The organism is Pontibacillus chungwhensis BH030062 (assembly GCF_000770675.1).
Classification (GTDB): domain Bacteria; phylum Bacillota; class Bacilli; order Bacillales; family BH030062; genus Pontibacillus; species Pontibacillus chungwhensis.
The window spans coordinates 321,215-333,546 of sequence record NZ_AVBG01000003.1; the positions used below are offsets into that span (position 1 = coordinate 321,215).

Annotated in this window: 11 protein-coding genes; 4 read left to right on the plus strand and 7 right to left on the minus strand. The window is 43.3% G+C overall.

The window, feature by feature from the left end; all coding sequences use genetic code 11:
* The first annotated feature begins 10 nt into the window (after nt 1–10).
* The 3 genes from rlmN to N780_RS06325 all read left to right on the plus strand — a co-directional run bounded on the left by rlmN (nt 11) and on the right by N780_RS06325 (nt 3,283).
* A complete protein-coding gene (gene rlmN / locus N780_RS06315; protein WP_036781494.1) occupies nt 11–1,096 on the plus strand; it encodes a dual-specificity RNA methyltransferase RlmN in 1,086 nt (361 codons plus the stop codon).
* Between the two features lie 125 nt (nt 1,097–1,221).
* Complete coding sequence (locus N780_RS06320; protein ID WP_036781496.1) at nt 1,222–1,830, plus strand: TetR/AcrR family transcriptional regulator; 609 nt, start codon at nt 1,222–1,224, stop codon at nt 1,828–1,830.
* 43 nt (nt 1,831–1,873) lie between these two features.
* Nucleotides 1,874–3,283, plus strand: a complete 1,410-nt coding sequence (locus tag N780_RS06325) for an MDR family MFS transporter (RefSeq protein WP_036781499.1) — start codon at nt 1,874–1,876, stop codon at nt 3,281–3,283.
* 920 nt (nt 3,284–4,203) lie between these two features.
* Here the strand turns inward: N780_RS06325 and N780_RS06335 are convergent.
* The 3 genes from N780_RS06335 to N780_RS06345 form a co-directional block, all read right to left on the minus strand.
* On the minus strand, nt 4,204–5,223 hold the full coding sequence (locus N780_RS06335) for a DUF2332 domain-containing protein (RefSeq protein ID WP_036781503.1): 1,020 nt from the start codon (nt 5,221–5,223) through the stop codon (nt 4,204–4,206).
* 56 nt (nt 5,224–5,279) lie between these two features.
* On the minus strand, nt 5,280–5,519 hold the full coding sequence (locus N780_RS06340) for a hypothetical protein (RefSeq protein ID WP_036781506.1): 240 nt from the start codon (nt 5,517–5,519) through the stop codon (nt 5,280–5,282).
* A gap of 165 nt (nt 5,520–5,684) precedes the next feature.
* Nucleotides 5,685–6,902, minus strand: coding sequence for a NupC/NupG family nucleoside CNT transporter (locus N780_RS06345; RefSeq protein WP_036781508.1), 1,218 nt, complete (start codon nt 6,900–6,902; stop codon nt 5,685–5,687).
* Between the two features lie 361 nt (nt 6,903–7,263).
* Here N780_RS06345 and N780_RS06350 point away from each other — a divergent pair, with 361 nt between their 5' ends.
* Complete coding sequence (locus tag N780_RS06350; RefSeq protein WP_036781510.1) at nt 7,264–7,683, plus strand: hypothetical protein; 420 nt, start codon at nt 7,264–7,266, stop codon at nt 7,681–7,683.
* A 180-nt stretch (nt 7,684–7,863) separates the two neighbouring features.
* Here N780_RS06350 and N780_RS06355 read toward each other — a convergent pair whose 3' ends face one another.
* The 4 genes from N780_RS06355 to N780_RS06370 all read right to left on the minus strand — a co-directional run bounded on the left by N780_RS06355 (nt 7,864) and on the right by N780_RS06370 (nt 12,321).
* Nucleotides 7,864–9,366 (minus strand): UDP-N-acetylmuramoyl-L-alanyl-D-glutamate--2,6-diaminopimelate ligase, encoded by a 1,503-nt coding sequence (locus N780_RS06355; protein WP_036781511.1) that lies wholly within the window; start codon nt 9,364–9,366, stop codon nt 7,864–7,866.
* A 232-nt stretch (nt 9,367–9,598) separates the two neighbouring features.
* Entirely contained in the window at nt 9,599–10,054 is a 456-nt protein-coding gene (gene lspA / locus N780_RS06360; protein WP_036781512.1) for a signal peptidase II, read from the minus strand.
* A gap of 144 nt (nt 10,055–10,198) precedes the next feature.
* Complete coding sequence (locus N780_RS06365) at nt 10,199–11,734, minus strand: RQC-minor-2 family DNA-binding protein (protein ID WP_036781513.1); 1,536 nt, start codon at nt 11,732–11,734, stop codon at nt 10,199–10,201.
* A 131-nt stretch (nt 11,735–11,865) separates the two neighbouring features.
* Complete coding sequence (locus tag N780_RS06370; protein ID WP_036781514.1) at nt 11,866–12,321, minus strand: SRPBCC family protein; 456 nt, start codon at nt 12,319–12,321, stop codon at nt 11,866–11,868.
* Nucleotides 12,322–12,332: the final 11 nt, after the last annotated feature.

Here is a 12,332-nt window from a genome sequence, read left to right on the forward strand (position 1 = left end):
TTAACTATATATGAAGCAATCCATTTACGGATTAACGTTTGACCAACTGACGGATTGGATTCTGGAACATGGTGAGAAGAAGTTCCGTGCGAAACAAGTATGGGACTGGCTATATCAGAAACGTGTAACGGACTTTTCTCAAATGAAAAACGTCAACCAGTCTTTGATTGATTTGTTAGAATCTCACTTCACACTCGGAACGTTAACAGAAGAGATCAAACAAGAATCACAAGACGGCACCATTAAGTTTCTATTTAAACTAGCTGACGGTAACGTAATTGAAACGGTTCTTATGCGCTTTAACTACGGCCTATCTGTTTGTGTTACGACGCAGGTTGGTTGTAATATTGGCTGCTCGTTCTGCGCAAGCGGAATTTTAAGCAAGAGCCGCGACCTTACAAGCGGTGAGATTGTGGAACAGATCATGCAGGTTCAACACCACTTGGACACTCAGGGTAAAGATGAGCGCGTGAGCCACATTGTCGTTATGGGTATTGGTGAACCATTTGATAACTACGATAACTTAATGGACTTCTTAAGAGTTGTAAACGATCAAAAAGGTCTTTCCATCGGAGCTCGTCACATTACCGTCTCCACAAGCGGAATTGCACCGAAGATGTACGACTTCGCAGACGAAGGCATTCAAGTGAATCTGGCGTTATCCATTCACGCACCGAACAACGATCTTCGCTCTAAGATTATGAAGATCAACAAAGCGTACCCACTAGAGAAACTTATGCCAGCCATTGACTACTATCTAGAGAAAACGAACCGACGTATTACGTTCGAGTATATCTTACTGAAAGACGTCAATGACCATAAAGAAGAAGCAGAACAACTGGCTAACTTATTAAAGGATAAACGTCACTTATCTTACGTGAACTTAATTCCTTATAACCCAGTTGCCGACCACCCATATGATCGAAGTGAGAAAGAAGCCATTCTTACGTTCTATCAAACCCTTATGGATCGCGGCATTAAATGTGGTGTCCGTACAGAACACGGAACAGACATTGACGCAGCTTGTGGTCAACTTCGCAGTAAGCAAATTGAGAAAGAAAAAGCACGCAAAAAGAAAAAGCTACAAAACAGCTAAAAAACACGAGGCCATGTGCCTCGTGTTTTCATTTGCATTTTTGTTGACGTATGACACCCTGTCATATATAGTAGATCAGGTCGTCATATGACACAGTGTCATATGTGAGTACAAGGAGGAAAAGAATGCCCAAAGCAACGTTCTATAACCTGAAGGAAGAGAAAAGAGAAAAGCTCATTGAAGCGGCTAAAGAAGAATTCTCCCGCGTTTCTCTATATGAAGCATCGATATCCAATATTCTTAAGAAAGCATGCATCCCTAGAGGGAGCTTCTATCAGTATTTTGACGATAAAGAAGATGCGTTCTTTTACTTATTGAATGAACACGCGAAAGACCAACACGAGAACTTTTTGCAACGCTTGAAGGATCACGAAGGCAACATATTTAAAGCCATGGCCGACCTATTCCACTCAGCGTTAAAACATTCTCAAGAAGAAGGCCAGAACAACTATCTTCGAAACGTTCTGTTGAATAAAAACTATAAGATCGAAAAAGAAGTGACCAGGTACATTCGAAAGGGATCAGATGATTCTAGATTCACACAAGTGAGCGAACTCGTAGACATGGAAGGCCTGAACATTAAGAACACAGAACAGCTCTACCACGTCTTCGAAATTGTTATTGCGATTACGTTCCATAACCTGGTGCAGTGCCTCTCAAATGACTACACGATTGACGAGGCGATGTCGAAGTACAAGAAAGAAATGAACATCATTCAAACAGGACTTCATTAGAAGACTTCACCGAAACACTAAGAAAAAGAAAGAAGGGAACATTGTGGTTAACACACAAGACACAACACAAAAAGAAGAACCGATTAATAAAGTCCCCCTTATTATTGTACTTTTATCAGGCGCATTTGCGGCGATCCTAAACCAAACTCTACTCGCAACCGCCCTGCCAAATATCATGGCAGATCTGAATCTAGAAGCCAGCACCGCTCAGTGGCTAACGACGATCTTTATGCTCGTAAACGGCGTAATGATACCGATCACCGCCTTTTTAATTGGGCGCTTCACAACCAGGGGATTGTTTTTAACAGCTATGGGGCTCTTCGCACTTGGAACCCTCGTTTGCGCCATTGCCCCTAATTTCCCACTCTTAATGGTGGGGCGCATACTACAGGCATCTGGTGCCGGTATCATTATGCCGCTTATGCAGACGATTTTGTTTATGATCTTCCCCATTGAAAAACGCGGTGCCGCAATGGGAATGTTCGGTCTCGTCATTTCATTCGCTCCAGCGATTGGCCCGACACTATCCGGTTACCTAGTCGATCAATTCCCATGGAGAAGCTTATTCTATGTCATCTTACCGATTGTCATTTTGGACTTTATTATTGCGTACTTTATTCTTAAAAATGTAACAAAACAAACATTCCCGAAACTCGATATCTTATCCATTATCCTGTCCACGATCGGATTCGGAGGCATTCTTTACGGCTTTAGTGTAGCTGGCTCTGAAGGATGGAGTAGTGATCAAGTCTATCTTTCTATTATAGTGGGCGCCTTATCCCTAACGTGGTTCATCCTTCGTCAAGGACGTTTGCGCGAGCCCATTTTAGAATTTAAAGTCTTTAGCTACAAAACCTTTACGTTAACAACCGTCTTAGGCATGGTTGTGTTTATCGCCATGATTGGCGCATCCACCGTTCTGCCTTTATATATGCAAAACATGCTTGGCTTTACCGCATTTGAGTCTGGCTTAATGTTGTTACCAGGCGCTCTTATTATGGGCTTTAGTAACCCGATTACAGGTCGCTTGTTCGATAAATTCGGTGCGAAGTGGCTTGCGATTATTGGCTTAATCATTCTCGTTGTGACAACGTTTATGTTCACAAACTTGACCGCGCAGACTTCGTTCTTGTATCTGACGATTGTGAATGCGTTCCGCATGCTTAGTGTAGCGATGGTCATGATGCCGGTGACAACAGCTGGAATTAACCAACTACCTGAACACCTTATCTCGCACGGAACGGCCATGAATAACACAATGCGCCAAGTCTCTGGTGCTGTTGGTACGGCTCTCCTTGTAACTGTAATGAGTACAGCAGCCCGACCAGGTAATGGGGTTGAGGGTCTCGTTCATGGGGTAAACGTCTCCTTCATTGTTGCTGGTATTTCCGCTATTGTTGGATTGGTGTTGTCGTTCTTTATTAAGCGACCGAATGCATTAGCAACTTCATAAGGATTATGTGGGAAAGCGTGAATTGTCTTTATTGGAGGCAGTTTGCGCTTTTTTTGTTTTTGGGGTGTTCTGATGCTTTTGGGGGTGCGTCTGGACGCTTGGCTGGAGCGTCTCGACACTTTTGCCGCTTGTCTGGACGCTTCGGGCGCTCGTCTGGGCGCCTGGCGCGGGCGTCCCGTCACTTTTGCCGCTTGTCTGGACGCTTCGGGCGTTCGTCTGGACTCTTGGCCGGGGTGTCTCGTCACTTTTGGCGCTTTTCTAGACGCTTCGGGCGCTCGTCTAGACGCTGGGCAGGGCGTCCTGACACTTTCGGCCCTTGTCTGGACACTTCGGGTGTTCGTCTGGACGCTTGGCCAGGGCGTCTCGACACTTTTGGCGCTTGTCTGGACGCTTAGGCGTTCGTCTAGACGCTGGGCAGGGCGTCCTGACACTTTCGGCCCTTGTCTGGACACTTCGGGCGTTCGTCCAGACGCTTGGTCGGGGCGTCCCGACACTTTCGGCCCTTGTCCTGTCGCTTCGCCCGCCCGTCCAGACGCTTGGCCAGGGCGTCCTGACACTTTTGCCGCTTGTCTGGACGCTTCGGGCGTTCGTCCGGACGCCAGGCGCGGGCGTCTCGTCACTTTTGCCGCTTGTCTGGACGCTTCGGGCGCTCGTCCGGACACCAGGCGCGGGCGTCCCGTCACTTTTGCCGCTTATCCTGTCGCTTCGGGCGCTCGTCCGGACGCTTGGCTGGAGCGTCTCGTCACTTTTGCCGCTTATCCCGTCGCTTCGGGCGCTCGTCCAGACGCCAGGCGCGGGCTTCCTGACACTTTTGGCCCTTGTCTGGACGCTTCGGGCGCTCGTCCGGACACCAGGCGCGGGCTTCCTGACACTTTTGCCGCTTATCCTGTCGCTTCGGGCGTTCGTCCGGACGCCACTACTCACCCTATCCTCCAGTCAAACCACCTGCCATGACCATCCGTCTCCCCAATCACTTCATGTGTTTCCACACCGCTTCGAATCGAATCTAAATGAAGTCTTCGATCGTTCATATTATTGTAAATATGGAAGACATCACGGTCAGCTCCGATCTCTCGAATTCGTTTAAGTAATTCAGCCTTTTTAGTCTCAGGAAGCTGATTGGCTACGTGCGTATGGTAGATACAAAGCGCACTGTTCAAAGGAGCCATACGAGCTTTTTCTGTAATCAAAGTAATCCCGTCTCCTTCTATCATAGGTGGCGGATTTTCGTTCAGTTGCTGCGCAGCTCCTTCAAACAGTCTTCTGCGTTCCTCGTGTTCTGGCCATATAAGGGCTTTCAGCCATAAGCGCTCATCTTCTTTTGTTATATCACTAAGGTTCACATCAATGCCTACTTTTGAAACGACAGGAGGGCTTGTTTTGAAAACAAAAGGCTTACTACCGTCTCGCACTTCTGCAGTAAGATGAACTTTTGCATCCTCACTCCCCACCCATTCTCCATCCCCATAAGAGTAGGCATACTCATCAAAGAGCAATTGAAGACCAGCACTCGTACCAATTTCAATAATGGATAAAGGAGTAGCCGCACGCTTGTAAATCTCACAAAATACCGGATACAAATAAGCACACCGTCTTACTTCATTTGTTTGAACCCGTCTCCCTTTTAGGATTTCAATGATCGCTTGATGATTCTCAGAACAAAACTGGTGAAACAACGGATACACATTCTCTACGGGATTCGGGTTCTCAACGATGCTAGGGTAAAAGTGTTTCAACTCGTGTTCCTTTCCTTTAAACAACAAATAATGAACCGCACCGAATAATAGGTTTGGTACCGGTTGGCCTTCGCTGGCATGTGAGGCGAGCTCTAATACCCTCTCATCTTGTGAGACCTGGCGTGATAGATGTGCATAAAGCGGACTAGATCCGTCACATTCTTGTTCTGCGAAATCTTCGAACCTTTTTGATAACTGATTCATACTTACTTCCTCCCTTTAAATTGCTCCTCTAATTCAATATCATCTCGAGTAGATATTTAAAGCAAATCTGATATAGCCGCAACAGAACAAACCAACGCCGCTACAAACTGTACATATCCCGCCCAACCTTTATTACCTTCTTTTGTTAATTCAATTCCATTTAGTAAAAAGACTACCGATAAATAGAAGAATAAAGCATAGTCAGGTGCATGGATTTTTTCAATAAAAAAATGATAGATAACAAGACTAAGAGATATAATCGCTAAAATGATATTTACTTTCTTCAATATTTTCAAAAGCTAGTCCTCCTCTATTAAACCTGGTCTCGTTTTTAGCTTGTTATAGTTTCCGTAACTTTTCCAATCTTGTAGTCATTCATACGAGAGCAAAAGGTAAAACGTTCCATATTAATAAAAAAAAGTGCCACTCGCTTATACGAGTGGCACCTAATACATCTATTATTAAAATAAAAACATCCCAGCAATACTAGCAGATAGCAAGTTTGCAAGCGTTGCAGCAATTACCGCACGTAAGCCTAAGTTCGCTACGTCTTTACGACGATCAGGGGCCATGCCGCCTAAGGCACCAATCTGCACTCCGATACCGGACAGACTACCGAATCCTGTAAGCGCGAAGGTTGTGACAATCTCAGCTTTTTCACTTAGCTCCCCTTTGACTTCTCCGAGGCTTGAGAAGGCAACAAATTCGTTTGTTACGATCTTTTGGCCAATGAAACTAGCAGAACGAACGGCTTCGTCCCATGGGACACCGATGACAAACGCGAGTGGCGCAAGCAAGTAGCCGAGTAGCTTCTCTAGTGTAATCGCTACATCAAATAAGTTTCCAACCCAGCCAATGATGCCATTTAGTAGAGCTAATAAAGCAATAAATGATAGCAAGATCGCACCAATATTCACAGCTAATTTAAGCCCTGTAACAGCACCACCCGCAATCGCGTCAAAGACATTCGTCGTGTCACTTTCTTCAGGAGCGACATCTTCAATCACTTCATGATGAGGCTCTACCTCTGGCACAAATAGCTTCGCGAGCACTAGCGCTGCTGGAGCAGCCATGAAGGATGCAGCTAGAAGATACTCTACTTCAATACCTAAAAGCGTATACCCAACTAGTGTTGAACCGGCAATAGAGGTGAAACCACCTGTCATGACAGCGAAAAGCTCAGATTTTGTAATACGGGAGATAAATGGACGAATGAGAAGTGGCGCCTCTGTTTGCCCAACGAAAATATTCCCCGCCGCGTTAATACTTTCGACTTTTGTCGTACCTAACACTTTCGATAACAGACCACCAATCAACATGATGATCTTTTGCATAATGCCTAAATGATATAAGACGGCAATCAGTGAACTAAAGAAGATGATGGTTGGAAGTACTTGAAACGCAAACATCATCCCCATATTCTCATGATTAATGAGGGGGCCGTACAAGAATTCAATTCCCTCTGTTGTATAGCCAATTAAGTTATTGACACTTTGGGACATATACTGTAATATATTCTGTCCCCAAGTTGTTACAAATACAAGAAAGGCGAATGTAATTTGAATCGCTAGCCCGCCAGCTACGGTTCTCCAATTAATCGCCTTTCGGTTTGTTGAAAATAAAATTGCAATTAAGAAGATGGTAAGCATACCACCTAATCCCCAAAGTATGTTGCTCATGATGTTCTTCCCTCTCTCTACTTCTGATGATCTTTTATGAATCTATTATTAAAATCACATTTAAACAAAATACCACCATCCGAATAAGATTTCAAACCCTTTTTCTACACCGCAATCGCTTACAGTTCCGTGAATAGCATACCCGCGCGCATAAAAAATACTTCTTAGCTGCTTCTTCCAAAAAGCACGTAACCTGGTTTTCTGGACATTTAGATTATAAAAGAACGAAACCTTCTGCAGATTAAGAGGTTTTCGTTTTTTTTTGCTAGATAATGAAAGGTTTAAGTGATAAAGAAAAAGTGTTTTTGAACAAGGGAGTATTTTGGTAAAATTTAGAGAAATGTTACAGAGGAGATGCTTTATGAGAAATATACCTTTACTTTCATTGGTATTCCTATTTATGTTCATTGCATCTGGGTGTTCTAATGATTATCTAACCAATTCAGAAATTCAAGTAAATGTGGTGGATGTGATGAAAATGAAACGGTATGGTGGCGAAGGGGAAAATAGTGATTTCGTGATAGACGATGACAATACAGAAAATGAATATAGGGAATGGCTAAAAGTTGCGAAATCCGAAGAGAGCTACATGGATTCGGAAATTGAAACCGGAATACCTGTATTAGAAATTGAATTCAGGAACAAACAAAGAGGCATATACATTTCCCATTCTAAAAATGGAGGGTACTTGAAGCATGGAACGGTTTTTTACAAGTTGAGCGAAGAACATTTAAATGATTTGTACAAGATCCTTTCCGTCGAAGAAGCAGTTGTAGAGTAACAGACTTTACAGGGCTTTGGTTAAAAGGTAGAGAAGTAAATACATATAAATTAAAACTTGTATAAAAGAACATCTTTATAAATACAAAAAAGAGACACCATTTCCCATAATGAGGAGTGTGCCTCTTAGACTTATTCTTATAATATCCTGCCTTCTAGTACTTCGTATAAACTCTTATTCTCAAACCGTCTTACGAAAGCGAAAGTCTTGGTCAAAGTATGCATCTACAACATCCATTTCAGAATAAGGAACGCGCTCATCCCCTATAATTTGATAGCCTCCAAATCCGATCCCTGTGAGGAGGACAAGGTCACCTGGCTGTGCTATATCAAAAGCGTAATGGATCGCATCCTCACGGTGTAACTTGGAATGGATGTGAGGAGAATTTGGTTGCTTAAATCCTTTTAACACATCGTTCACGACTTCTTGACGATCGGCATGTCCAGGCTGATCCACGCTCACCACGATCTCATCGCCAATTCCTTCAGCTACTTCAGCCATTTGCGGGCGCTTCTTAGGATCCCTGAGTCCAACTCCTGTAATCATGACAATCAGTCTGTTATGCGGAACTTGCTTAACCGTACTCAAGACCGTTGCCAATGCGTCTGGGGTATGGGCGTAATCGAGTACAATTTGGAAGGGGGCTTCATTATCGACTAGCTGGTACCGCCCTTCAGGACAAGTAATCCCCCAAACGACAGATAGGATTTCATTCAACGAATATCCCATCTGATAACAAGTCGCAACTGCCGCCAACAAGTTAGAGACGTTGTATTCACCAAAGATCGGTGCATCGACACGGTAATGAAGATCATCGAAAATAAGGGTAAACGATGTTCCTTCTATAGTCGTTCGGATGTTTGAAGCGCGAAAGTCGGCTGATTCGTGCACCCCATATGTCATTAGAGAACCGTCAAACCGTTTGATAATGTCAGGTGACATGACAGGGTCGTCCAGATTGACAACCGCCCTATTCGCCTGATCAAACAACTTCAACTTAGCTTCTTTGTAGGCTTCCATTGTGCCGTGAAACTCTAAGTGTTCAGGTGTTAAATTCGTATGAACTGCTACATTAAAATTAATTCCAGCCAAACGTTTCTGCTCTATGGCAATGGAAGTCGATTCGATAACAGCCGCTTTCAAATCACGTTGTTTGAAATAATCTAAGACACGATGAATATCTGGGGCTTCAGGTGTCGTAGGGACCGTTTGTTTAAAGTCAGTCTTTCGTTCCTCATCCCATATTCCAGCTGTCCCAAGACACCCTGTACGGCAGGATAAATCGTTGAGGAGAGAATGAATAAAGGTAGAGACAGTGGTCTTTCCATTCGTTCCTGTTACACCAATGGTATACAATGACTCTGATGGCGTTCCAAATACTACGGAAGAAACGTGTGCCAACGCTAGTCGACTATCTTCAACAAGGATAAAACTAACTCTTGGAAACTCTTTTGAATATGTACGAAGTGATTCAGATTCTGTACCAATAATTGTTGTGGCTCCGTTCTCTATAGCTTGCTCTATATAAAGGTGCCCATTGTGATGCTCACCGGTAATACACACAAATGCATCGTGCTCACTAATTTCACGCGAATCATAGGTAACAGAGGAAATGACCTGGGATTCAGGACCCCAAACGCTTCCATTGACTAGGTCCTTCATCAGGTATTCATTACTGTTCATGTCATCATCCTTTTACAATTATTTACTTTATCGTGCTAAAGTGTTGATTCTTCTTTCCCATTCCCTCGTAAAATCTTAGGTAAACATTTCTAAGCCCACTCATGTATAAAAGGCGTTTACTACCATGTATTAAGTGGAAAATAATAGGTTGTTATTATAAATCATAAAAAAGATCCGCCTCCAAATCAGGAGGCGGATCTTTTCAGCTTTAGAACCCTTTCCTATGTATCTTTTAAGAATACTGAGGTTCTTCTTTAGCAGTATAAGTCCAAATCGCAAGAGCAATGAAACCAAACAAAATATATAAATCAGCTATATTAAATATCCCTGAACGTCCCTCAATGTGAATAAAGTCAATAACGTGACCCAGGAATAGTCTGTCGATAAAATTCCCAAGGCCTCCACTTAAAACCAATATAAAGGCCAGGTCTCGGAGGTTCCTCTTTGAATCAACAGGAATAGTCCACCAAAGAAAGATCCAACTTAAGATAACGCTTTGGAGCGGAATAATGACCCATGAAACCGAACTGAGCCATCCCCCTGTAATCCCTTCGTTATAAAGAAGATTCCATTCCAACCATCCAGGAATCACCTGAATCACTTCATCAAGATCCATCCGGGCATCCATCCACCGCTTGATTACTAAATCAATCATTACAAGAATAACCACAATAAACAATCGCTTCACTACTTCTTATCTTCCTCTCTTACACTTTACCGTACGAAAGCGTGCCAGACACGCGTCAATGCTTTAGATCAGTGAAGGGTGTCTGGCACGCGTCTATACTTTACATCATTAAAGCGGAGGAATTCAAGGGTTGTATATTTTTATTCATAAGGTTTCTTGAATATAAGGAACGGCTTGGTCGGTCAGGGCGAATCCTTTTTGTAATTTTTTTAGAAAGCCTTGTTTTTCTAATGATTTCAGTGCCTTCATCGCGTCCTTCTCCTGCCAATCTTCCATCGCACCGAACTGAATGGCCTTGTCCAACTGTTCAGTGCGGATTTTATTCGTTGCTTTCCCGATTAAAACCTGGGTAATCGTATGAGCCGGATAAACGCCGCTGTAATCATGAACGAATTGAAGCACTTGTTCAACTTCACCCCAGTAGAAGGGCTGTTTGTTAACTTTCGTAAATTCTTCTTCTGGTGTCATCGCATTTCCCTCAACGTAGGATGCTAACTCCATTTTAAGGTGATTGAGCTCACTTGAAACGTCTTGATTAAGTAGTCCTTCCCATTCTTCAACCCGCTTCAGCATTGAGACATTTGGGAGTTCCACATAGGAAAGCCAAACAAGTGGTGACGGGTGTTCGACTTTAGGCAGGTGCATTGCCTCTATGGCTTGAAACAAATCAATCCACTTACTTGTTGGTTGATCCCCTTTATGCTTAGGTAAAGCTTGAATCTTGCCAAGCAGATGTTGAATCTCTTTCCATTCCTGCTCATAGTGAGAGGACCTTTGTTGAATGGCATCAAGGCGTTTAATTTTATCCAGGACGCCTTCGTTTTTCTCCGTTATTTCGTTAAAATGACGTTCAATCGTGTGAATGCGTTTCTTCGCTTTCTCAATGTCAAATTCCTCTTCCAGACGTAAAGCATCATCTTTCAAGAACACGCTATAATCACATATCTCACAGTGCAGTTCAAGCTCTTCTTGCCCTGAATACACATACATCTCTTTATCGTGCTCACATGCGTCTCCTTCTGACCAAAGCCAATCTGTGGGAATCGATCGAAATGGCCTCATCACAATCTCGACCCGGTGGCGCCAATAAGAAAGATCTTCGGGGTACTTTAGCTGAGATAATAGATTAGAGCGATTCATCCTCTCCACAGCCTGAAGCTCCTCCCTTTTGGTGTGGGCAAATTGCACAAGAGGATGGTGTTCAAAACGCTTCTCTAATGCACGAATCCACTCAACACGTGAGGTCTGATGTATAGAAGCACAATACATGTATTGTTGAATCAAGGACTGGAGCTGCTTTTCTAACTGCTCATTCGACATCATTGATATCTTTGTCTCAAATAAGTATTCCTTATGAATGGGAATGCCGTGCTCACTATCGAATACCCTATACAGAAACAGTTCAGGCTTCACTAAGCCACTATGATAGAGCTCCCCTTCTTTATCTAAAAGAACAGGCAATAAACTCTGCCCCTCCAATTGTAAAAATTGTTGCAAAGCAGCGACCTCTTCAGAAGTGCGCCCCCTCACTAGTCTTTCTACAATCGTGTGAATACGGGATAGGGATTCTTTTCGAACTTTGTTTGGAATCGATCGAACTCCCTTGTTCTTCTTTCCACCTGGATAGAACACCAGATAGGGGAAATCGTTGTGTGTATAAGCAAGGTCTCGTAAAGCCATCGTGTCATCACCCAACTCGTTAGTTTAGTCTATCGCCATACAGAACGATGATTACAGTACACTTTACAATAAACGAGAGATCCAAAAAAGTTTCAATCCTCATCCTAAGGATTTATGTGCCATACTCGCTTTTATAAATCCATAGGAGACAACGTTCTCCCCGTCTCCAAATACGTCTTCATGTTACTTAAAATCGCAGGCCATCCGTTATTCAACCCATAAAACGTGTCTTCCTCATCGCTTAAATCCGTGTTTAAAAGGTTTTCATGAAGAAGCGTTATTTTCACCGCTTCACCGAAATCCTTCATTTTAAATGTTACAACGAGGGGCTTCTCTCTTTCTTGATCATCAACATGTTTCCATGTAAAAGAAAGCTTCTCATAAGGTACAGCTGTTAAAATTTCGCCCTCAACATCAAGCTCCCCATTCCCTCTGAAGTAGGATATGGATGAGCCTTCTTGCCAGTCAGACTGTACTTCGCATCCGAAGAAATATTGCTTTGTATGCTCCGCTTTCGTTAACGCTTCCCACACTTTTTCCTTATTGGATAAGATATATGTAGTATAGATAAAAGAATCGATGTTCATAGGAATCCTCC

Coding starts and splice junctions, on each gene's coding strand:
- rlmN (WP_036781494.1), top strand. CDS start 11: ATGAAGCAATCCATTTACGGATTAACGTTTGACCAACTGACGGATTGG.
- N780_RS06320 (WP_036781496.1), top strand. CDS start 1,222: ATGCCCAAAGCAACGTTCTATAACCTGAAGGAAGAGAAAAGAGAAAAG.
- N780_RS06335 (WP_036781503.1), bottom strand. CDS start 5,223: ATGAATCAGTTATCAAAAAGGTTCGAAGATTTCGCAGAACAAGAATGT.
- N780_RS06345 (WP_036781508.1), bottom strand. CDS start 6,902: ATGAGCAACATACTTTGGGGATTAGGTGGTATGCTTACCATCTTCTTA.
- N780_RS06350 (WP_036781510.1), top strand. CDS start 7,264: ATGAGAAATATACCTTTACTTTCATTGGTATTCCTATTTATGTTCATT.
- N780_RS06355 (WP_036781511.1), bottom strand. CDS start 9,366: ATGAACAGTAATGAATACCTGATGAAGGACCTAGTCAATGGAAGCGTT.
- N780_RS06365 (WP_036781513.1), bottom strand. CDS start 11,734: ATGGCTTTACGAGACCTTGCTTATACACACAACGATTTCCCCTATCTG.
- N780_RS06370 (WP_036781514.1), bottom strand. CDS start 12,321: ATGAACATCGATTCTTTTATCTATACTACATATATCTTATCCAATAAG.